This window comes from Methanopyrus sp. SNP6, from assembly GCF_002201895.1.
Classification (GTDB): Archaea; JAADCQ01; Methanopyri; order Methanopyrales; family Methanopyraceae; genus Methanopyrus.
In genome coordinates, this window is record NZ_CP019436.1 from 69,162 (window position 1) to 89,028 (window position 19,867).

Here is a 19,867-nt window from a genome sequence, read left to right on the forward strand (position 1 = left end):
CGTTGTTCAGGTCCAAACGTCTCCCCTCGTTTCTAATTGAAGGCAAAGTGGACGAGGAATTGGAAGATTTCACGGATGACTTCGGGCAACCTGATCTGGACGCGATCGTCCGAGCCTGCGTGGATAGACTCGACCCTCATCCTGACCTAGAGGAGAGGGTGTTGAAAACAGCCCGGAAGGCCTGCGAACGGATCGGATTTCCGATGGGGGAGCACACGGAGTTCGACCTGTGCCCGTGGCTAGCCCCACAAATATTCCACGAGCGAGTGATCCGAGATGTCTACTCGGGTGAGAGTCGGGAACCCGACGAGGCGCGGGTGGCCTTCGTTTCGATCCATCACGACAAACGTGGCGTCGCCGAGTACGTGTACCGGACTCTGGAACGTCTGGAACCAGAGGCTGTGTGTTTGGAAACCAGTCCAGCTGGACTGGAAACCGCACTCCACTACACACTCTCACCGCTACCGCACGCCGGAATCGAGGTGATGGCACGGGTACCCACTAAGATGCTCATGGGGCCGTTCCGGGACCTCTACGGGGCTTTAGTGTACTGTTTAAGGGAAGGTGTCCCTGCGATCCCCGTCGACGTGCCATCGTCCTTGAAGCTCGAGAAGTCTAGGAAAAATCCCGAGTGTCTCCGCGATCCTATCGTGTTCGAGTACACTTCGGAAGTCGAGCGCGTCTTGGGACCCACCGGTGAGTTGTTCTTCCTCGAGTACGAGGAAGTCGAGCCCGTGCTCAGGAGGCTCGGCGAAGAAATTCGCACCAACGTCTCCCTCGTGGCCTCGGAGACCTTCGTCCGCTTCCACCTAGAGTTTCGAGAGTGGTACATGCTCAGCCGCATCGCCGACGTAACCGAAGATTTCGATCGTGTCGCGGTGGTGGTGGGAGCCGTACACACCTCAGCGATGGAAAAGGCTTGGAGCGAGGACGAATTCCGATACCTGAAACCATCACCTGAGGACTTCAAGGGTGTGGAGTGGGAGCTCTCACCCAGGTACAAACGCCACAAGCTCGTGGTTGGGGGCAGGCGGAGGTGATCGGGATCGTCGTCCTCGGGGCCACTGGTAGGATGGGTCGCCGGATATGCCGGATGGTGATAGAAGATGAAGAGCTCGAGCTGGTAGGCGCTATCGCATCACCCACCTCCGAGCACCTGGGGAGGGACGTGGGACTGCTCATAGGAGTGGGCGAGACAGGTGTAGAAATCGCTCCTCCAGCCGCTTTACCTAACATCGCTAAGGACGCGGACGTCGCGATCGATTTTACAGTCCGTGAAGCGACGTTGGAGAACGCGCCCAAAGCCGCCCATGCGGGGTTGGACCTCGTAATTGGTACCACTGGGTTCAGAGGTGAAGACCTCAGGATGCTCGAACACGAGATCGAGGAAGCAGGAGTTTCGGCCGTGATCTCCGCGAACATGTCCTTAGGAGTCAACCTGCTCTTCGAGCTCACAAGACAGCTCGCTAGGGTGCTCGGAAACAACGGGTTCGATTTCGAGATCGTGGAGATCCATCATCGGCACAAGGTGGATGCACCGAGCGGGACGGCCCTCGAATTGGCGGCAGTCATAGAGGAAGAGCTGGGTAAGGAAAAGAAGGTCTTCGGTCGTGAGGGGAACGTAGGACCACGTGATGACGACGAGATCGGTGTGTTGGCAGTTCGAGGAGGTGAGGTCGTAGGCGATCACACCGTCATGGCGTTGGGCGAGCACGAGAGGATCGAACTCACGCACAGGGCCCTCTCACGTGACGCCTTCGCCAAGGGAGCCTTGGTAGCCGCGAAGTTCGTCGTGGAGGCCCCTCCGGGGATTTACTCGATGAGGGACGTACTGTTCGGCGGGAAACGGGAGGAAGGGTTATAAACCCGGAACTCCGGCTCCGGCTTGGGGGGTGAAGGTGTGAGGCGCGTGTTGGTAGTCCTCTCCATCGCCCTGGTGGCTCTGGCGGCTCCGGGACTGGCGGAAGACAAGGTCGCAGCGGTGACCGAGCAGCAGACACAGGCCAGCGAGCAGCAGTCACAGCAGGCGCAAACCACGGAGCAGCAGACCGAGCAGAAGGCTACCGCGTCGGCGCCCAAGACGGTGGCGCTGAAACTGACGCCGAGCCTTCAGGCGGACTTCACCGTGGACCTGAAGAACGGAGAAGCGGTCTTAACTCTGGCCGGAGGCTACTCGCTGGTTGCCGAGGGACAGGACCTGTTGTCAGACGTCCTGACGGCTGCCCTAGCGGGTGCTATCAACGCTATCGTGGCGCCTATCGACGGTAAGGAGGTACTACCAGGCGTGAAACTGGAGGCCGGAGTGGAGATTCCGACCGTGACCGCGGAGCTGGCAGAGGACTGTGGTGTCAAACTGACAGCGACGGTCCTCAATATCGAGGTACCAAAGCTGGACCTCGATCGTGAGTGGAGCGAAACCGTGGAGGACCCGGTGAAAGCCTGCATCAGCGTGGCTCTACGGCTGCTGCACACGGCCGAGGAACCGTTCATCAAGGCCACTCTAGACCTGCTGACCGGAGCGCTGAAAGTCGTCGTGCACCTGTTCGAGCTAGAGGTCAGCCCGTCAGAGGACTACGAGGGACCGTATTTGGAACTCACACCGGTGAACGTGTCGGAGGAACTGATCGACAACGCGACCGTAACCGCTTACCTGGGAGCGAGCCTATCAGCGTCGACACTGAAATTGTCGCCGACGATCACCTACGAGACGACTACACCACTGAAGCTGCCGGTGACACTGCCGGAGATTACACTGTGCACCTTCCAGCTTCCGGCCTAAAGGTGGCCCCCTTACTAACCTCTCATTTTTTAGGATAGGTTCCGTCTCAGGTTGCTCCATGCCACAACTCCAGACGAATCTCCAATAGTAGAGAGAATTGTTTGCTTTTTCGGGAACTACCTACCCGTCGCGATCTTCGTCGTGAAACCCGACGGGTCGGTGAAGTTGAGCTTTGGTGTTAATCGAATGTTTATATAAGGAGGCGCTTAAACCTGTCACCGATCGCGTCGCCGGCTGTAGGGTCTCGTGTTCCGGATGGAGGTCCAATGGGGCTACTCGACGGAACCGTCCCACGCTAACGAGCGGGGCGGGCGAAGGGTCCAGCGTCACGCTGGCACGGCAATGTGGGCCCGTGTTTCAGCGTCAGCACGCCCGACGGCCTGCAAGTGTCACCGATCGGCACGTACACGCTACCGCCGCCGGAGGATTACCGAAAGTCGGTCCAGTTATCGAGTTATCCGGAAAGGAGTTACGTGGAGAGACCTAGGATTTCCACGACCACGCCAGGCCTGATCTCCACGGCCTTCCCCTCTCCTCCCTTAACTCTCAGCTCCCACTCCACGTCGACGCACTCCTCGTCCAGCACGACTCCTTTCCCGCTGATTTTTAGCTCCACTTTACCGTCTTCCTTGATCGCTGACGCGACTTCTTCCGGGTTGTTCTCCACGTACTCGATGATATCCCGTGTGAGCTCCTTATACCTCGGACCAATGACATCCATCCGCGGTTCGACTTTCACCGGGACCCTCTCCAATTCCGGCTCGCCGACTTCTACTTCGACTTCTTCCGCACGAGTGGCGCTCTTGAGGTCCGGGACCGCTTTCTCGAGGCTTTCAGCCAGCTCTTCGTCCTGAACGTGTACCGTCAGGCCCTCGAACTCCGCGCCCATCCTCAATCCGGCGTCCGTCTTCGCCTTCCTCACTTCGGTCACGATCTCGCGGAGGATCTCACCGACTTCCTCGACTCCTTCCTTGATCCATTTCTCGCTCGTCTTAGGCCACTCCTGGTCGTGTACGCTCTCATTGAACAGTCGGTGGTAGAGTTCTTCCGTCACAAACGGCATGAACGGTGCCAGCAACCTCAGGAGACCTTCCAATACGTGGCGTAGTACCGCTCTGGCGGCTTCCCGTGAACCCTCACCGAGTTCCTCGGGCCGGTACAACCTTAGCTTCGCCATCTCCAGGTAGTCGTCGGCAAGTTCCTCCCATGCGAACTCTTCGATGGCCTTGATCGCGTCGTTGAACCGATACCCCGACTCCAGATATCTCGTCACCTCGTCTATAAGTCGGTGGAACTTGGAGAGGATCCACCTGTCGGCCGGTGTCAAGTTCTCCTCGACATCGTTCACCGACGGTGCGTCATCGATGTGGTCTCTAGCCAGTCGGCACACGTTCCAAATCTTCTTCGCAAACCTATAACCGCGCTTGATGGTCTTCGTCATATACTGAACGTCCGATCCGGGCGCCCCGGACGACACGGCCCAGTACCTGAGCGCGTCCGCACCGTACTCCTCTATCACTTCGGTGGGCTCGACCACGTTACCCCGGGACTTACTCATTTTGTACCCATCTTCGCCGAACACCATACCGTTGATTAGGATCTCCTTGAACGGTTCACTGTCGGCGTGAACTAACGCTCGTACGGTCGTGTAGTACAACCACGTACGGATTATGTCGTGACCCTGCGGGCGGAGGTCTACCGGCAGGTTCGGCTCCTCGTCCGGCCAGCCGGTGATCACCAAGGGAGTGATCGAGCTGTCCATCCAGGTGTCCATCACGTCCGTCTCCGGTTCGAATTCCGAGCACCCGCACTTCGGACACTCGTTCACGGGCGGATCGTCCCGTGTGGGATCCACCGGGAGCTGGTCCTTCTCCGCCGGGATCACCTCACCGCACTCCTTGCAGTACCAGACTGGGATCGGCGTCGCGAATATCCGCTGCCGAGAGATGCACCAGTCCCAGTCCATTGATTCCGTCCAGTCCTCGAGACGCTTGCGCATGTGCTCCGGTATCCAATCCATCTTCCGTGCCGCTTCCTTGACGTCCTCGGCCAGCTCCCTGACCTTCACGAACCACTGCTCCTTGACGAGGATCTCGATGGGAGTCTTACATCGCCAGCAGACGCCGACATTCTGCGTGATCTTCTCGCGCTTGATCAGGTACCCCTCCTCCTTCAGTGCCTCAACGATGGCGGCACGCGCATCCTCCACCTCCATCCCGGCGAACTCGCCCGCCACCTCTGTCATCTTACCCTGCTCGTCGATCGCCCTCACGATCGGCAGGTCGTGCCGCTTGACCCAAACCACGTCCTGGTTATCACCGAAGGTACAGATCATCACGATACCCGTTCCGAACTCGGGATCCACCTCCTCGTCCGCGATGACCGGAACCTCCCAGGGGATGTCCCGGTCTCCGAACCGCTCGTGGAGGGGCACCACGAGCCTCTTCCCTATGAGATCACTGTACCGGTCGTCGTCCGGGTGAACGGCGACCGCCACGCACGCCGGAAGCAGCTCGGGTCTCGTGGTGGCAATGGTCACCGAACCGTCGCCGTCGGCTACGGGGAATTCGATGTAGTTGAGGTACGTCTCTCGGGTTACGTACTCCACTTCGGCGAAGGCGATCGCCGTCTCGCACCTAGGACACCAGTTGACGGGGTGCTCCTCACGGTACGCGTACCCTTTCTCGAGCAGCTCGAGAAACCCGTACTGACTGCGTCGGATGTAATCGGGGTCCATGGTCACGTAGGAACCGAGTTCCTTCAGCTCCTCGTTCTCGTAGTCGATGCAGTCGGTCCACCAGTCGATCGAGCATCCGAGCTGTATCAGCTGCTCTCGCATCTTCCGGATGTTCTCTAAGGTCAGCTCCTCGCAGAGCTTCCGGAATTCCTGTCTAGGCACGTCTCGCTTCGTGATCCCGTGGATCTCTTCCACCTTAACCTCGGTGGGCAGACCATGACAGTCCCAGCCCTGTGGGAAAAACACGTCGTACCCACACATACGTTTGTACCGAGCCACCACGTCCATGTAGGTCCAGTTCAGCACGTGACCCATATGCAGCTCTCCGGTCGGGTACGGCGGTGGGGTATCGATTACGAACGCGGGTCGGTCCTCGCCGCCCTCGAACTTGTACTTCCGCTCCTCCAGCCACCGCTCTCTCCATTTCGGCTCGACATCTTTCGGGTCGTAGTCCTCCACCGGCGTCTCCCCCGGCACGACCCCGGGAGCCTAAATATCACGGTTCCGGCTGAGCCACCCGATGGGGTGACGGTGTTGAACGGTCATGTGATCCATTCACCCACCTCCAGGGCTTTCCTGCTCTTCCTATCGGCCTGGCTGTTCCTGTCGTTTTTGATGACATTCCTGTACTTCGTGAGCATCCCCGGGTTCTTCCACGCCCTAGGACTGGAACCCAAGACGGCACTGCTACTGTCCCTCCTATCCATCGTGGGGAGCGCGGTCAACGTCCCGATCAAACGTATACGCAAGCTAGTCACGGTGCAACACGAGACCTTCGGGTTCTGGGGTATCTCGTACCAGGTACCGGTCCGGCGCTCCGAGGAGATCGTGATCGCCGTGAACGTCGGGGGCTGTCTGATCCCTATCGCTGTCTCGGTGTACCTCATCGCCACCAACCTCGACCTGTGGCTCCAGTACCTGATGGCTACCGCCGTCACCACCGTAGTGTCCTACGCTACCGCGCGAGTCATACCGGGGGTCGGTATTGCGGTCCCGTTCTTCCTCCCCGCGACCGTGGCCGGTACGGTGGCCCTGCTGACGGCTAAGGGCGGCGCCGCCAGCGTCGCGTACGTGGCCGGTACGCTCGGGACGCTCATCGGGGCCGACTTGCTCAACCTGAGGAAGGCTGTGAATTGGGGCGATGCGCCGGTCCTCAGTATCGGAGGGGCCGGCACGTTCGACGCCGTGTTCGTGACGGGTCTCACCGCCGTGTGGATCGCGTACGTCCTCTCACCGGGGGCCGGAGCGTGAGGATCCGGGAAGCCGTGCTGAACATCGACCCGTACGTTCCCGGCAAGTCGAAGGAGGAGATCGCTCGGGAATACGGTATCGAACCGGATGAGATAGTGAAGCTGGGATCCAACGAGAACCCACTGGGTCCTTCACCCAAAGCCGTGAAGGCCGCGAAGCGTGAGCTGGAACACCTTCACGAGTACCCGGAGCCGTTAGCACCTCCGTCCCTGTACGAAGCCATCATCGATTACCTGGCGGACCCCCCTTATCCCGCCGGAAAACCAGTGGAGGTCACGCGGGGGCACCTAGTGGTCGGTGGGGACGGTGCCGACGAGATCATCGACGTGCTGACGCGCGTACTCGTCGACCCGGGCGACCCCGTGGTGATTCCCGTACCCACCTTCTCGCAGTACGGTATCTCCGCACGGGCGTGCGGTGCCGAGGTCAGGAAGCCCCGCTTCGACCCGGAGCGGGGGTTCAAGCTGGACGAGGACTCACTGTTCGAGGCCCTCGACCGGAAAGTGCGTCTAGTGTACCTCTGCACCCCGAACAACCCCACTGGCAACCGGATCCGGGAGCGGGTCGTGAGGGACGTCGTGGAGGAGTGCCGCGGAGTCGTCTTGATCGACCACGCCTACGTCGAGTTCGCCGACCACGACTACACACCGCTGGCGCTCGAGTACGACAACGTCCTCGTGCTGCGCACGTGTTCCAAAGCGCTGGGCCTGGCCGGGGCCCGGGTCGGTTACGGAATAGCCGATCCTGAGCTGATCGAGCACTTACACCGGATCAAACCCGTGTTCAGCCTGACTAGACCTAGTGCGGCCGCAGCCGAGGCCACGTTCCGCGATCGGGACTACGTCGAGAAGTCCGTACGGTTAATGATAGAGAGTCGAGAGTACCTGTACCGGGAACTCCGGAAGTTAGATCGGTTAACACCGTTCCCCTCGGAGGCCAACTACCTCCTGGTGGACGTTTCCGACACCGGAATGAACGCGTCGGAATTCACGGGAGAGCTCCTGAAGCATGGCGTAATAGTACGCGACTGTTCCAGCTTCGAGGGTATAGAGCCGTTTTACGTCCGGGTGTCTACCGGCACGCTCGAGGAGGATCGAAGGTTCATAGAAGTCGTGAAAGAAGTGCTGCTCGAGGAGTGACGCAACGCGCCGTAGTAAGCGACACTACGATCCGTGCACATAAGTCGCAGCTACGGCACTCTGAGTTGCTTAGCGCACTAATTCATCGAGTAGCTCGTGTAGAGGTGTGAAACGTCGTTCAGGGGCTGGAGTGCCGGGATTCGGGGAGTACCGGACGCTCCGGAGGTCGACGAATCCCAGCTCGTCCTCCATTCTCTCCTCGAGCCTTCCGAGACTGTCAACCCAGCACGCTGGGAATCTGACGTCGAATCCGAGCTCTTCGAACTTCTCGGCCCAGTCCAGCAGGGATCCGACCACGTTGTAATGGTCCCGTAAGCCGATCCGTTTGAGTCTCTCTACGGATTTCTTCCCGAAGGGTATCAGGGGTTGTACGAAGACCTCAGCGGGTTCTATCTCGGTGTTGGCGAGCCCCTGGGGCAGGTCGTCGTTGATACCGGGTAGGTACAGTGAACGGACCACGGGACAGTCCGTGTTCTCGGCGAATCGCAGCGTCCTTTCGGGCCCTACACCGTGGAGGCGCCGATAAACGTCGGGACACGTGACGTCGATGCTCACCATCACCAGGTCACAGATCTCCGACAGCTCCGGGGCCAGATCGGGTCTGTATCCTCTGGTCTGGAGGTCTATCCTGTCGAAAAGTCCGGCCTCTCGGACAGTTTCCAGGATATCGATCAATTCTCTCCCGAGGACCGTGGGTTCCCCGTACTGAGAGACTGTAAGGCACCCACGGGGTTCCCCGTACAGTCCCGGTTTCACGACCATACCCACGTTCTTCGCGTAGCGTGCGTAGCAATGAGGGCACTTGTACGGACAGGATGTGGTCAACTCGAGCGTCGGATGGTGAGGACCTTCCCCTTCGGCCCCAGGACACCCCTCGCAGTGACGTGATGTCGGCAGGCTTAAGCGCGTCACGGTCGAGATCCCCCAAGGGGCTTCCGGTGCAGATAGTCGGGGTCGGTCCGAATCCGGCGAGGTTTCTGACGGTCGAGGCGATCGAACGAATCTTGCAAGCGGATCTACTGATCAGTAGTGAGTCGATGCTCCGAGAGATCGACGGATTCAGGATCGAGGCGGAGATAGACCTCTCCGACAAGGAGATAGTTGTCTGGGACGGTTCCGTTCGGGAGACGCTGACGGAGTACGCGGACAACGATCCGGTGGTGATCGCCAGAGGCGATCCGACCTACATGGGTGTCGGGAGGCTGGCGTCGTTACTTTTTGACGACGTCAAAATCGTGCCGGGGGTATCCTCACTGCAGGCGTTGACGGCCCGGTTCGGTCTGGGCTTTCACGAGGTCGAAGCGCACGTCAACCTTCACAGCGGGAAGGACGTTAAAAAGGTCGTAGAGAACCTAGGAGCCGGTCGTACCACAGCGGTACTGTTCGGTAAGGTTCGACCGGCGAAAGTCGTCGAAGTCATTGAGTCGACGGGCCTAAACGTAAAAGTGATCGCTGGAGAGCGATTATGGTACCCGGACGAGCGTCTCGCGACCGAACTGCACTCGTTACGGGACTTTTCCGAGTTCACGGTGGCGATATTCGAGCCGGATCATGCTAGTTCGAAACCCACGTTAAGGTAACGATCACGGTATGAGGGGGGAAGAGACCTTGGCGGAAGTCGTGTTGACAATGGATCGTACGCTGGCCAGCAATTACCGCGGCGGCATGTTCATGGGGTTCAGTGCCTGCGTACCGAAGGGTATCATACCCGACTGGCTATACTTCTCGGTGTTCTGCCCAAGCGTCGAGTACGACGGGGAAACTGGGGAAGTTAAGGAAGCCCCCTTGGGTATACGGCGTATCGAGGCGCAGCTGCGTCGGGAAGGTTACGACGTGACCGTGGTCCACCCGGATGCCGTTCACAAAGCCATCGACGAGGACACCATCGCGGTCGGAATTTCCGAGATAGATCCCCAGGGGATGGGTCCGGCTACGACGACTTTCACGTCCTTCTCCGGTAAGCCGGCGTACATGAAGGTGTGCTTCGAGGACCTCATGGATAGAATCCGCGAGCTAAAGGATCGCTACGAGTTCGGAGTGTTCATGGGAGGACCGGGCGCTTGGCAGGTCGCCGAGACGTTCCCACGCTTCGGAATCGACTTCCTGATAATGGGTGAAGGGGAGTACGTGGTCGGAGAGGTCGTACGCAGGATTGAGGAGGGGGACCGCGGTCCCGAGATCGTCCGCGGCGAGCCGGTAGCGGCGGAGGATATACCAACCATTGTCAACCCTACTACCAACGGAATCGTCGAGGTGGCCCGTGGCTGCGGTCGCGGATGCAAGTTCTGCAGTCCGGACATGCGCGAGCTCAGGAGTTTCCCACTAAGTAAGATCCTGGAAGACGTCGACGTTAACGTACGCAGAGGCCATGAGGAGATATTACTCCACGCGGAGGACGTATTGCGATACAAGGCGGACGGGTGGCGGCCGAACGTCGAAGCGGTGCTGGAGCTGTTTTCGGCCGTAATGGATCAACCGGGAGTTAAACGCGTCAGCGTTAGTCACGTAGCACTTTCGACTGTCTGTCAGTTCGACGAGAGGCTAGGGGAAATCTCGGAGGTGGCGGGTGTGGGTGAGCTCATACCCTGGATGGGAGCACAAGTAGGTGTGGAAACAGGCAGTCCGAGGTTGATGGCCGAGCACATGCCTGGGAAGGTGGCCCCATACAAGGTGGAGGAGTGGCCAGACGTCGTCGAGCAAGCGTTCGGGATCATGAACGATCATGGTTGGGTGCCTTGCGGAACCCTCATCTTGGGACTACCGGGTGAGACCGAGGACGACGTCATGATGACAGTCGAACTCTTGGACCGATTGCGGGATTACAAGAGCTTCATCGTGCCGCTGTTTTTCGTGCCGATCGGCGAATCCAGACTGAGCGATCACGATTTCTTCACCCCGAAAAAACTCACCGAGGCGCACTGGGAGATCATCTTGAAGTGCGTCGACCACGACCTGAAGTGGTTGCCGGAGCTATACGAGGAATACGCTCGAGCCAACGGACACGGGCCACTGGTGAAGTTGGCGATCCGAGCGCTGACGTGGTACGGACGTCGGAAGATCTTCAAATCTGCCCTCAGGTGGTGCTCGAGAGAAATCGTGGAGGCGGTGTTAGGGTAGATGGAGTGTCGTGTGAAAGTGTTCATCTGCGCGGACGGACGACCCGTGATGGGTCCAGGCCGGTACGCACTGCTGAAGGCAATTTCCGAGGAGGGAACTGTCAAAAAAGCGGCGGAGCGGCTGGGCTGGTCGTACGGGTACGCCAGGAGGAGCATCGAGGCCCTCGAGAGGGCGTTCGGTCGCAAAGTCGTCAGAACTGAGAGGGGAGGACCCGAGGGCGGCCGGGCTTCACTCACGGACTTCGGCCGTAAGTTGGTCGAGGAGTACGAGCGGGCCGTAAAGGAGGTCCGTGAGAAGGACCTCAAGCCGATTCTCTGAGGATGTCCGATATTCCCTTAACGCGCATTAGGCGGTACTCTCCTCCCTCGACCACCGGTTTGTATCGGGCTAGCTCCAGTTTGCGCTCCGTCGTTATTTCGTACAGGTTGACGATGACGGCGTCCTCCGAGAACTCGATCACGTTGAAAGAGTTCCTGCTGTACCCACGGAGCTTGGTAGCCGAGAACGTGCCTGCGTTCACCACCACGGTATCCTCCACCTTCGCCGCGAACGGCACGTGTCGGTGACCACACAGGACTAGGTCAACACCGTACTTGATACAGAGGTTGATCATCTCGCCGGCATCCACGAGCACGTTCCTCTCCCTACCCGCACCCGGTACAGGGAGCAAGTGATGGTGCATCGCGACGCACTTGCAAGCGCTGTCCGGAATGCGTCCAAGGATCTTTTCCAACCATTCCTGTCGTTCTCTTCCGAGCTGGCCGTAATCGACGTCCGGCTCCGACGAGTCCAACCCTACCACGTAAAGATCGGCCGAGATACGCTCGACCCTGTATCGGTCTCCGAACACGTCTTCGAAGATCATCCATCCGAGGTTTCTCGCGTCGTGGTTGCCAGGGACGGGGACCACTGGTGCTTCTATCTTTTCAAGCAGCAAGGACGCCTCCTCGTACTCGCGGACTACCCCGTTGTCGGTGAGATCACCGGTGACAATGACCACATCAGGTCCGATCTCGTTAACTTGATCGATACCATGATAGAAAATCTTGGGGTTCCAGCTCTTTCGGTACGGTGAAATGTGGAGGTCGGAAATGTGAACGATCTTGGCGTTCAATCACCCTTGCCCCATGACTTCAACAGCTTCACGGCTCTCACCGGGTCTCCGTCCGCCTCCTCCAACGCACGTCTCGCCTCTTCTTCCGATACTCCGGCAGCCTCCGCCACAGCCTCGACGGTCTTGTCATCCGGCTCGGATTCCTTGGTCTCCCGTAGGATTTCCTCCAGATCCTTCTTTCCAAGGAGGTACTCCGACAGCTTCTTCTTCCACCACATGTACTCCTCAGGACTCATTCCGATGCGCTGCAGCGTCGAGTCCCGCAACGGACACGGCTTGGTGATCTTGCAACACCATACTAAACCACCGAAGCACGTGTTCTTCCCAGAACCCAGCGGGGTCTTCTTCGCGAATTCCTTTTTCCTCCGTACGTATTCCTCTGGATCTAGGTCCGCCTCGTCTAACGCGTGAAAGATCGGACAAGGTTTTACGGGTGGGCAGCAGAAGGCGAGCGCTTCCGGGGGTCCTCCACGACACACGTGCGACGGGGCGTCTGGCCAACCTTCCTTAACAGCGTTCATACCTATCACTCCTGTCGAATCATTTCCTCCCGCTCTTCGGGTGTCAGTTCGCGGATGATCTCCTCTGGATCTCCGGTTTTAACGAATTTTCCATCCCGCATCAGTGAAGCACGGTCGCAAACCATGAGAACGAAGTCCATGTCGTGCGAGACTATCACGAACGTCTGGTTCATCTCCTTCCTGGCGTTCAAAATCGATTTCGCGACCTTGCGCATAGTGATCGGGTCCATGGTACCCGTCGGCTCGTCGAGGATTAGTATACGTGGTTCCCTGATGAGTACCTGAGCTAGTGCCACTCGGTGCCTCTCGCCTTCTGAGAGCTGATCCGGGTACTTGTCCAAGATGTTACCAGCCTTCTTCTCGTCGAACCCGACCGCCTTCAGGACGTGAACGGCCTTCATCCTGGCGAGCTCGTCCGGCAGCTCGATACCGATGGCCTTAGTAAGGTTCTCCAGCACGGTGCGGTGTGGATAGAGCGTATACTGCTGGTGCAGCATCCCGATGTACCGTTTCGCTCGACCCCGTTCACGACGGTCGGTCATGTCAACCCAGTCGTCACCCACCCGCACGTACACCTCGCCGTCGGTCGGCTCCAGCACACCCGCGAGGATCTTCGCCAGCGTGGTCTTGCCTGCTCCGCTCCTTCCGACGATCCCGTAGATCTCGGCCTCCTTCACGTCCAGTGAGACTCCGTCCACGGCCTTCACGACACCACGCTCGATCGAGTAGTAGTACTTCTTGGCGTCCCTAACTCGGATGATGTCCTCTCCGACCTCCACCTCTTCCCGCTCAACCTCTTCCACGAGCTCCAGGTACTTGCTGACGACCTCGGAGGGTTTACCCACCTCCTTCACACACCCGTCCTCCAGCCACACGACCTTATCGGAGATGTCTTCGATAACCTCGGGCCAGTGGGACGTGATCACCATGGTGATGCCCTCTTCCTTCACACCTTCACGGAGAGCCTTGTGCACGATGTCCGCGGTCTCCGGGTCTAAGGTACCGGTAGGTTCATCAGCCAGGAACACGATCGGCTTCTTTGCCAACTGCCGAATCAACACCACACGCTGCTTCTCGCCACCGCTCAAATCTCGCGCTAGGTGCGTGATGCGGTGCTCGAGTTGTACCATCTCGATGAGATCCACCGCACGCTGTACGGCTTCCTCTCCCGAGTAGCCCGACTCTTCGAGCGCCTCCATGACGTTCTCGAGGACAGTTTGCTCCTCGTACAGGGCGAAGGTTCGCTGGAACATGATGGCGATTCTTTTACGGAATCTACGGCGCTCCGTGTCCGAGAGTCCCCACAGGTCGACAACTTCCTCCTCCAGTTCTCCCTTCTCACACTTAGGACATGGCTCACCGATGAACTCCGGACGCTCTACCCAGCCGCATTCTGGGCACATTCCCACCCTGTAGAGAATGCTTCCTTCGTCGGGCTCGTAGTCGTCCAATCCCTTCAGCGCGTGGATGAAGACGGACTTACCTGCGCCGCTTTCTCCGAGGACTCCGAGGACTTCGCCTTCCTCGATCTCGAGCTCCGGGATCTCTAAGCGGAAATCCTCGAGCTCCTTGACTAAGTCCTCCACGTGGATTACCCACGACACCGTTGGTTCCCCCCATCTCGTCGCCGGAAGAGACACTTCAACATCTTATTAGGTTGTCCGAACGGGGTGAGGTCCTTGAAACCCGTCCGGGTGTGCCCGGAGTGCGGCAAGTACACGGAAAGATACACGTGCGAGCGGTGTGGTCGGCGCACCGAGGAGTTTTTGGACGGGCGGCGAAGGCTCGCGCTCAGCAAACTCCTCTCGGGTATCCTCCGGCACTTTCCTGAGGAGGTGAAGGTGAAACTCGACGAGGAGGGTTTCACGGACTGCGACGTACACGAGCTGGCGGAGCGGATCAAGAAGTACTGGAAGAACCGCGAGTACTATCGCTGGCTCACTGGAGAGCACATCATCGCGGTCGTGGAGACCTGCCCCAAGGGCCGGTTCGAGATCGACGAACATGGCCGTATTCGGGCTAGGTACGGTCACTCGAAGCGTCTCAACGTCAGGCCGACGCTCCCCGAAGCCGAGAACGTTAAGGGACTGTACCACGGCACGGCGCGTGAGAACCTAGAGTCCATACTTCAGCACGGGATCAAGCCGATGGGTAGACGTGCGGTGCACTTGACGGACGACGAGCGTGAGGCCCTGATCACGGCGCTCCGTCACACCCGAAACCCGGTGATACTCGTCATTGACACGGAGCGACTAAGACGGCATGGGTTGGTTCCCAGGAAAGCTGGTAAGAGCGTCTACGTGGTGGAAGGCACGATACCTCCGGACTGCATCACTCGCGTGATCCGGAACCCCAAGGAGGTCCGCCGAGAGTGAAAAGCACTGAATGGTTCGAGGCCGACACCGAGAAGGAGCGCGTAGAAATTCAGCGGAAAGTAGCCCGTGAAGTCCGACTGGAACCGCTCGACGACGTGGACGCCGTCGCCGGGGTGGACGTCTCTTACCGTGGTGAAGAGTACAAGGCCGCCGCGGTGGTTTTGGACCCCGAAACCTACGAAGTGGTTGACCGTCGGGTGGTCCAAGGGACTACGAGCGTCCCATACGAGCCCGGGTTCCTCGCGTTCCGCGAGGGTCCGCCCGCCCTGAAGGCCCTCGAAGGCCTGGACTTCGATCTGTTGTTCGTCCACGGTCACGGCATAGCCCATCCCAGGCGTGCCGGTCTCGCTTCCCACCTCGGGGTAGCCCTAAACGTCCCGACGATAGGGGTAGCGCGACGTCCGCTCGTGGGTAGGTCGAAGGAGGAACCAAGAAGGGTGGGAGATACCGCACCTCTCGTACATAGAAGGGAGGTAGTCGGCTACCTCGTACGAACCGACGCCGAAGCCCGACCCGTAGTAGTGAGCCCTGGTCATCGGTGTAACCTCGAGGACGCCGTGAGATGGACGTTACGCCTCACCCGAGTAGGAAAGTGGCCAGAGCCGCTGCGTCTGGCTGATCTGCTCTCACGTGCGTAGAGGAGCATTACGGGTAGAGGGTGAAGGTCGTGGCTCTGGTGTACGACGCTGAGTTCGTGGGCTCGGAGCGAGAGTTCGAGGAAGAACGCGAGACGTTCCTCAAAGGTGTCAAGGCTTACGACGGCGTTCTGGCCACCCGTTACTTGATAGAGAGGTCTCCTAGCGCAAAGGACGACGAGGAGCTGTTAGAGCTTCACCAGAATTTCATCCTTCTCACGGGATCGTACGCCTGCTCGATAGATCCGACAGAAGATAGGTATCAAAACGTCATAGTTCGTGGTGTTAACTTCGATGAACGAGTTCAACGCCTGTCCACGGGCGGTTCACCGGCTCGCTACGCGATCGTGTACAGGCGTGGCTGGAAGGCGATCGCCAAGGCCTTGAATATCGACGAGGAAGACGTTCCTGCCATAGAGGTGCGTGCTGTGAAACGCAACCCACTCCAGCCGGCATTGTACCGGATCCTGGTACGATACGGGCGCGTCGACCTAATGCCCATAACCGTGGACGAGGTGCCACCTGAGATGGCCGGCGAGTTCGAGCGACTGATCGAACGGTACGACGTCCCGATCAACGAGAAGGAGGAGCGCATACTCGAGATCCTCAGGGAGAACCCATGGACCCCACACGACGAAATCGCGAGACGGCTCGGGCTCTCGGTTTCGGAAGTCGAGGGTGAGAAGGATCCGGAGAGCAGCGGTATCTACAGCCTGTGGTCTCGAGTCGTCGTGAACATCGAGTACGACGAGCGTACGGCCGAGCGACACGTTAAGCGCCGGGATCGAATTCTCGAAGAACTATACGAGCGCCTGGAGGAGCTCTCGGAGAGGTACTTACGTCGTCCGTTGACTAGACGGTGGATCGTCGAACATAAGCGCGACATCATGAGAAGGTACCTCGAGCAGCGGATCGTCGAGTGTGCGCTCAAGCTCCAGGACCGTTACGGGATCCGTGAGGATGCGGCACTGTGTCTCGCAAGGACTTTCGACGGGTCCATCTCAATGATCTCTACCACTCCGTACCGGACGCTCAAGGACGTGTGCCCCGACCTGACACTCGAGGAGGCCAAGTCCATCAACCGCACCCTGGCGACACTGATCGACGAGCACGGTCTCAGCCCCGACGCCGCGGACGAGCTCATCGAGAACTTCGAATCGATCGCCGGTATTTTGGCTACCGACTTGAAGGAGATAGATCAAATGCACGAGGAAGGAAGGCTATCCGAGGAGGCTTACCGGGCCGCCGTCGAGATACAGCTGGCAGAGCTCACGAAGAAGGGAGGTGTGGGTAGGAAGACTGCGGAGCGTCTCTTACGCGCCTTCGGAAACCCCGAACGCGTCAAGCAGCTGGCCCGCGAGTTCGAGATCGAGAAGCTAGCCTCGGTGGAAGGGGTCGGCGAGCGCGTCCTACGCAGTCTCGTCCCGGGGTACGCTTCGCTGATCTCAATCCGTGGCATCGACCGGGAGCGGGCGGAGCGTCTGCTCAAGAAGTACGGCGGCTACTCCAAGGTCCGTGAGGCCGGCGTCGAAGAGTTGCGCGAGGACGGCCTCACCGACGCCCAAATCCGGGAGCTCAAGGGTCTAAAGACCCTCGAGAGCGTAGTAGGGGATTTAGAAAAGGCCGACGAACTAAAGCGGAAGTACGGATCCGCGTCCGCGGTTCGAAGTCTACCCGTAGAGGAGCTGCGCGAACTCGGGTTCTCCGACGACGAAATCGCCGAGATTAAAGGAGTACCTAAGAAGCTCCGGGAGGCCTTCGACCTCGAGACCGCCGCGGAACTCTACGAGCAGTACGGTTCGCTGAAGGAGATCGGTCGTCGATTATCTTACGACGATCTACTCGAGCTCGGTGCGACTCCGAAGGCCGCAGCTGAGATCAAGGGACCGGAGTTCAAGTTCCTCTTGAACATCGAAGGGGTCGGACCGGAACTCGCCGAGCGGATACTCGAGGCAGTGGATTACGACCTCGAGCGATTGGCTTCCATGAATCCAGAGGAACTCGAGGAGAAAGTGAAAGGACTGGGTGAAGAACTCGCGGAACGCGTCGTGTACGCCGCTAGGGAGCGCGTAGAAAGTCGCAGAAAGTCCGGCCGCCAGGAGCGATCGGAGGAAGAATGGAAGGAGTGGCTCGAGCGTAAGGTCGGTGAGGGGAGATCTCGCCGGCTGATCGAGTATTTCGGATCCGCGGGTGAGGTAGGAAAACTGGCCGAGAACGCCGAAGTATCGAAGCTGCTGGAGGTCCCTGGTATAGGCGACGAGGCCGTCGCCAGGCTCGTACCGGGTTATAAGACCCTACGAGACGCCGGTCTCACACCGGTTGAAGCGGAGCGCGTGCTGAAACGGTACGGGTCGGTCTCCAAAGTCCAAGAAGAAGCCACTCCGGACGAGTTACGCGAACTCGGCCTCAGCGACGCCAAGATCGCGAGGATCCTGGGCCTGCGTAGCCTGGTGAATAAGGGCCTGGACGTGGACACCGCGTACGAGCTCAAGCGTAGATACGGTTCCGTCTCCGCCGTACGGAAGGCACCGGTGAAAGCACTGCGCGAGCTCGGCCTCTCCGATCGTAAGATCGCGCGTATCAAGAGTATCCCGGAAACTATGCTCCAGGTACGAGGGATGAGTGTGGAGAAAGCGGAGCGGCTACTGGAGCGTTTCGATACCTGGACTAAGGTGAAGGAAGCACCCGTATCGGAGTTGGTGAAAGTTCCGGGCGTCGGATTGAGTTTGGTCAAGGAGATCAAGGCTCAAGCGGACCCGGCCTGGAAGGCACTCTTAGACGTCAAAGGGGTCAGTCCGGAGCTGGCCGACCGACTCGTCGAGGAATTCGGCAGCCCCTACCGGGTGCTGACGGCCAAAAAATCCGACCTGATGAAGGTCGACGGAGTCGGGCCGAAGCTCGCCAAGCGAATCCGGACCGCGGGCAAACGATACGTGGAGGAGCGTAGGTCGAGGAGGGAGAGGATCAGGAGGAAGCTCCGAGGATGATCTCACGACCCGCGTGTTATGTCCTCCATAGCCGACAGGAACATCTCCGCTTCCTCGATGTCGTTGTAGAACGCCACCGAGGCCCGAACACAACCGTCGAGCCCGAGCTTCTCGAACACCAAGCTCGCACAGTGCCTCCCCGTTCGCACACAGATTTTCCGCTCACTGAGCTTTTTGCCTACCTCTGCGTGATCCACGCCGTCGACGAGGAACGGGACGATGGCCTTCCTCTCCGCCTCGGGTGCTAGAATCTCGACCCCCTTCGATCTCTTCTAATCCGTTGAGGATCCGATCGGTAACCTTGCGGATACTCCGCTCTACGCGGTCCAACCCGACTTCCTCCAGGATCTTGACGCCTTCCGCCAGTCCTATCACACCCGGGAGGTTCGGCGTTCCGGATTCGAAGGAGAGTGGAGGTTCTCTGGTGACGACCTCGAAATCTCTGGTTACGTAGTCCGTCGACCCTCCACCTAGAGCCGTAGCTCCAGCTCCTCCATCACGTCCTCTCGAACGTAAAGGATTCCAGTACCATGAGGTCCCAGGAGGCCCTTATGGCCGGGTGCCGCTATGAAGTGATACCTCGACCAATCGTGATCCATGTGGCCCAACGACTGGGCCGCGTCGAGCAGCACGTACGCGCCGAACTCTTCGGCGAGCTCTAAGATCTCGTCCACGGGCTGCAACGAACCCAGAGCGTTGCTCTCGTGAGTTATGGCGATCAGACGTGTGTCGTCGTCGACCACGGTCTCCAGCTCGGTCATGTCAATTTCACCGTTTTCCCGGTTGAACCCTACCACCTCGACTTCGAACCCGAACGTCTCGGAGAACTTCAGCCACGGCACCAGGTTCGAGTGGTGCTCGAGGGCCGTGGTAACGACGACATCGCCTTTCTCCCATCGGATCGAAGCTAGCACGTAATGGATCGAGTGGGTCGTATTCAGCGTGAAGGCGAGACACTCCGGCTCAACTCCGAGGAACGAGGCGACGATATCCCTAGCGCGCTCGAACTCCTCGGTGGCACGCTCGCCCGGGGGATGCGCCCCGCGACCCACGTTCACGCCGAACTCCCGTAAGGCTCTTTCCATGGCTCTTATAACACGTTCATGCTTCAGCGACGTGGCAGCGTTGTCGAGGTACACCCATTCCTCCTTGAGTGGAAACCCGTTCACGATTTCATCCAGACCCAATGCTTTCCCCCTCGGCCGACCTTTA

Annotated in this window: 18 protein-coding genes and 1 pseudogene; 11 read left to right on the top strand and 8 right to left on the bottom strand. The window is 59.2% G+C overall.

Going from position 1 to position 19,867, the window contains the following annotated elements:
* Positions 1 to 2: 2 nt before the first annotated feature.
* Genes BW921_RS00355 through BW921_RS00365 form a run of 3 tightly spaced genes read left to right on the top strand, consistent with a single transcriptional unit; the run spans position 3 to position 2,779 of the window.
* Positions 3 to 1,040, top strand: coding sequence for a hypothetical protein (locus BW921_RS00355; RefSeq protein ID WP_148688101.1), 1,038 nt, complete (start codon positions 3 to 5; stop codon positions 1,038 to 1,040).
* Positions 1,037 to 1,864 carry a 4-hydroxy-tetrahydrodipicolinate reductase gene (dapB, locus tag BW921_RS00360; protein ID WP_148688102.1) on the top strand — a complete coding sequence of 276 codons (828 nt, stop codon included), beginning with the start codon at positions 1,037 to 1,039 and terminating at the stop codon, positions 1,862 to 1,864. The genes BW921_RS00355 and dapB overlap by 4 nt, the downstream gene beginning before the upstream one ends.
* Positions 1,865 to 1,900: 36 nt before the next feature.
* A complete protein-coding gene (locus tag BW921_RS00365; protein ID WP_148688103.1) occupies positions 1,901 to 2,779 on the top strand; it encodes a hypothetical protein in 879 nt (292 codons plus the stop codon).
* A gap of 469 nt (positions 2,780 to 3,248) precedes the next feature.
* On the opposite strand, the gene BW921_RS00370 is transcribed toward BW921_RS00365, so the two are convergent.
* The gene (locus BW921_RS00370; protein WP_236953753.1) at positions 3,249 to 5,975 is read right to left on the bottom strand and encodes a valine--tRNA ligase; all 2,727 of its coding nucleotides are present in this window, start codon (positions 5,973 to 5,975) and stop codon (positions 3,249 to 3,251) included.
* 75 nt (positions 5,976 to 6,050) lie between these two features.
* Here BW921_RS00370 and BW921_RS00375 point away from each other — a divergent pair, with 75 nt between their 5' ends.
* Both BW921_RS00375 and hisC read left to right on the top strand, forming a co-directional pair.
* A complete protein-coding gene (locus tag BW921_RS00375) occupies positions 6,051 to 6,767 on the top strand; it encodes a DUF1614 domain-containing protein (protein WP_148688105.1) in 717 nt (238 codons plus the stop codon).
* Entirely contained in the window at positions 6,728 to 7,906 is a 1,179-nt protein-coding gene (gene hisC, locus BW921_RS00380) for a histidinol-phosphate transaminase (protein WP_148688106.1), read from the top strand. Before BW921_RS00375 ends, hisC begins: the two co-directional genes overlap by 40 nt.
* A 69-nt stretch (positions 7,907 to 7,975) precedes the next feature.
* On the opposite strand, the gene BW921_RS00385 is transcribed toward hisC, so the two are convergent.
* Positions 7,976 to 8,818, bottom strand: a complete 843-nt coding sequence (locus tag BW921_RS00385; RefSeq protein WP_168168595.1) for a hypothetical protein — start codon at positions 8,816 to 8,818, stop codon at positions 7,976 to 7,978.
* 26 nt (positions 8,819 to 8,844) lie between these two features.
* On the opposite strand from BW921_RS00385, the gene BW921_RS00390 reads away from it, so the two are divergent.
* From BW921_RS00390 to BW921_RS00400, 3 genes are read left to right on the top strand one after another with little or no spacing between them, the layout of a single operon-like run.
* Positions 8,845 to 9,486: an SAM-dependent methyltransferase gene (locus tag BW921_RS00390; protein WP_168168596.1), complete on the top strand. Its 642-nt coding sequence runs from the start codon at positions 8,845 to 8,847 to the stop codon at positions 9,484 to 9,486.
* A gap of 28 nt (positions 9,487 to 9,514) precedes the next feature.
* Positions 9,515 to 11,023 carry a radical SAM protein gene (locus tag BW921_RS00395; protein WP_168168597.1) on the top strand — a complete coding sequence of 503 codons (1,509 nt, stop codon included), beginning with the start codon at positions 9,515 to 9,517 and terminating at the stop codon, positions 11,021 to 11,023.
* On the top strand, positions 11,024 to 11,341 hold the full coding sequence (locus BW921_RS00400; RefSeq protein ID WP_148688110.1) for a winged helix-turn-helix domain-containing protein: 318 nt from the start codon (positions 11,024 to 11,026) through the stop codon (positions 11,339 to 11,341).
* On the opposite strand, the gene BW921_RS00405 is transcribed toward BW921_RS00400, so the two are convergent.
* From BW921_RS00405 to atwA, 3 genes are read right to left on the bottom strand one after another with little or no spacing between them, the layout of a single operon-like run.
* Positions 11,325 to 12,137, bottom strand: a complete 813-nt coding sequence (locus BW921_RS00405) for a metallophosphoesterase (protein ID WP_148688111.1) — start codon at positions 12,135 to 12,137, stop codon at positions 11,325 to 11,327. The two genes, BW921_RS00400 and BW921_RS00405, sit on opposite strands and share 17 nt — an antisense overlap.
* Positions 12,134 to 12,658: a methanogenesis marker 9 domain-containing protein gene (locus BW921_RS00410; RefSeq protein WP_148688112.1), complete on the bottom strand. Its 525-nt coding sequence runs from the start codon at positions 12,656 to 12,658 to the stop codon at positions 12,134 to 12,136. Before BW921_RS00410 ends, BW921_RS00405 begins: the two co-directional genes overlap by 4 nt.
* Positions 12,659 to 12,663: 5 nt before the next feature.
* On the bottom strand, positions 12,664 to 14,262 hold the full coding sequence (gene atwA / locus BW921_RS00415; RefSeq protein WP_148688113.1) for a methyl coenzyme M reductase system, component A2: 1,599 nt from the start codon (positions 14,260 to 14,262) through the stop codon (positions 12,664 to 12,666).
* A 75-nt stretch (positions 14,263 to 14,337) separates the two neighbouring features.
* On the opposite strand from atwA, the gene BW921_RS00420 reads away from it, so the two are divergent.
* From BW921_RS00420 to BW921_RS00430, 3 genes are read left to right on the top strand one after another with little or no spacing between them, the layout of a single operon-like run.
* A complete protein-coding gene (locus BW921_RS00420) occupies positions 14,338 to 15,033 on the top strand; it encodes an RNA 2'-phosphotransferase (protein WP_088336395.1) in 696 nt (231 codons plus the stop codon).
* Positions 15,030 to 15,671: an endonuclease V gene (locus BW921_RS00425; protein ID WP_148688114.1), complete on the top strand. Its 642-nt coding sequence runs from the start codon at positions 15,030 to 15,032 to the stop codon at positions 15,669 to 15,671. Before BW921_RS00420 ends, BW921_RS00425 begins: the two co-directional genes overlap by 4 nt.
* A 20-nt stretch (positions 15,672 to 15,691) precedes the next feature.
* On the top strand, positions 15,692 to 18,655 hold the full coding sequence (locus tag BW921_RS00430; protein WP_210400466.1) for a helix-hairpin-helix domain-containing protein: 2,964 nt from the start codon (positions 15,692 to 15,694) through the stop codon (positions 18,653 to 18,655).
* Positions 18,656 to 18,657: 2 nt separating this feature from the next.
* On the opposite strand, the gene BW921_RS00435 is transcribed toward BW921_RS00430, so the two are convergent.
* From BW921_RS00435 to BW921_RS00445, 3 genes and pseudogenes are all read right to left on the bottom strand, one after another.
* Positions 18,658 to 18,906 carry an aminotransferase class V-fold PLP-dependent enzyme gene (locus tag BW921_RS00435; protein ID WP_148688116.1) on the bottom strand — a complete coding sequence of 83 codons (249 nt, stop codon included), beginning with the start codon at positions 18,904 to 18,906 and terminating at the stop codon, positions 18,658 to 18,660.
* Positions 18,818 to 19,069: pseudogene (locus BW921_RS08040) on the bottom strand (aminotransferase class V-fold PLP-dependent enzyme); the annotation flags it as partial. The pseudogene BW921_RS08040 and the gene BW921_RS00435, both read right to left, overlap by 89 nt.
* Positions 19,070 to 19,125: 56 nt before the next feature.
* Complete coding sequence (locus BW921_RS00445; RefSeq protein ID WP_148688118.1) at positions 19,126 to 19,842, bottom strand: aminotransferase class V-fold PLP-dependent enzyme; 717 nt, start codon at positions 19,840 to 19,842, stop codon at positions 19,126 to 19,128.
* Positions 19,843 to 19,867 lie beyond the last annotated feature (25 nt).

What these genes read in the sequence shown, in the direction of transcription:
- BW921_RS00400 (WP_148688110.1), top strand. Translation starts at nt 11,024, where the DNA reads ATGGAGTGTCGTGTGAAAGTGTTCATCTGCGCGGACGGACGACCCGTG.
- BW921_RS00410 (WP_148688112.1), bottom strand. Translation starts at nt 12,658, where the DNA reads ATGAACGCTGTTAAGGAAGGTTGGCCAGACGCCCCGTCGCACGTGTGT.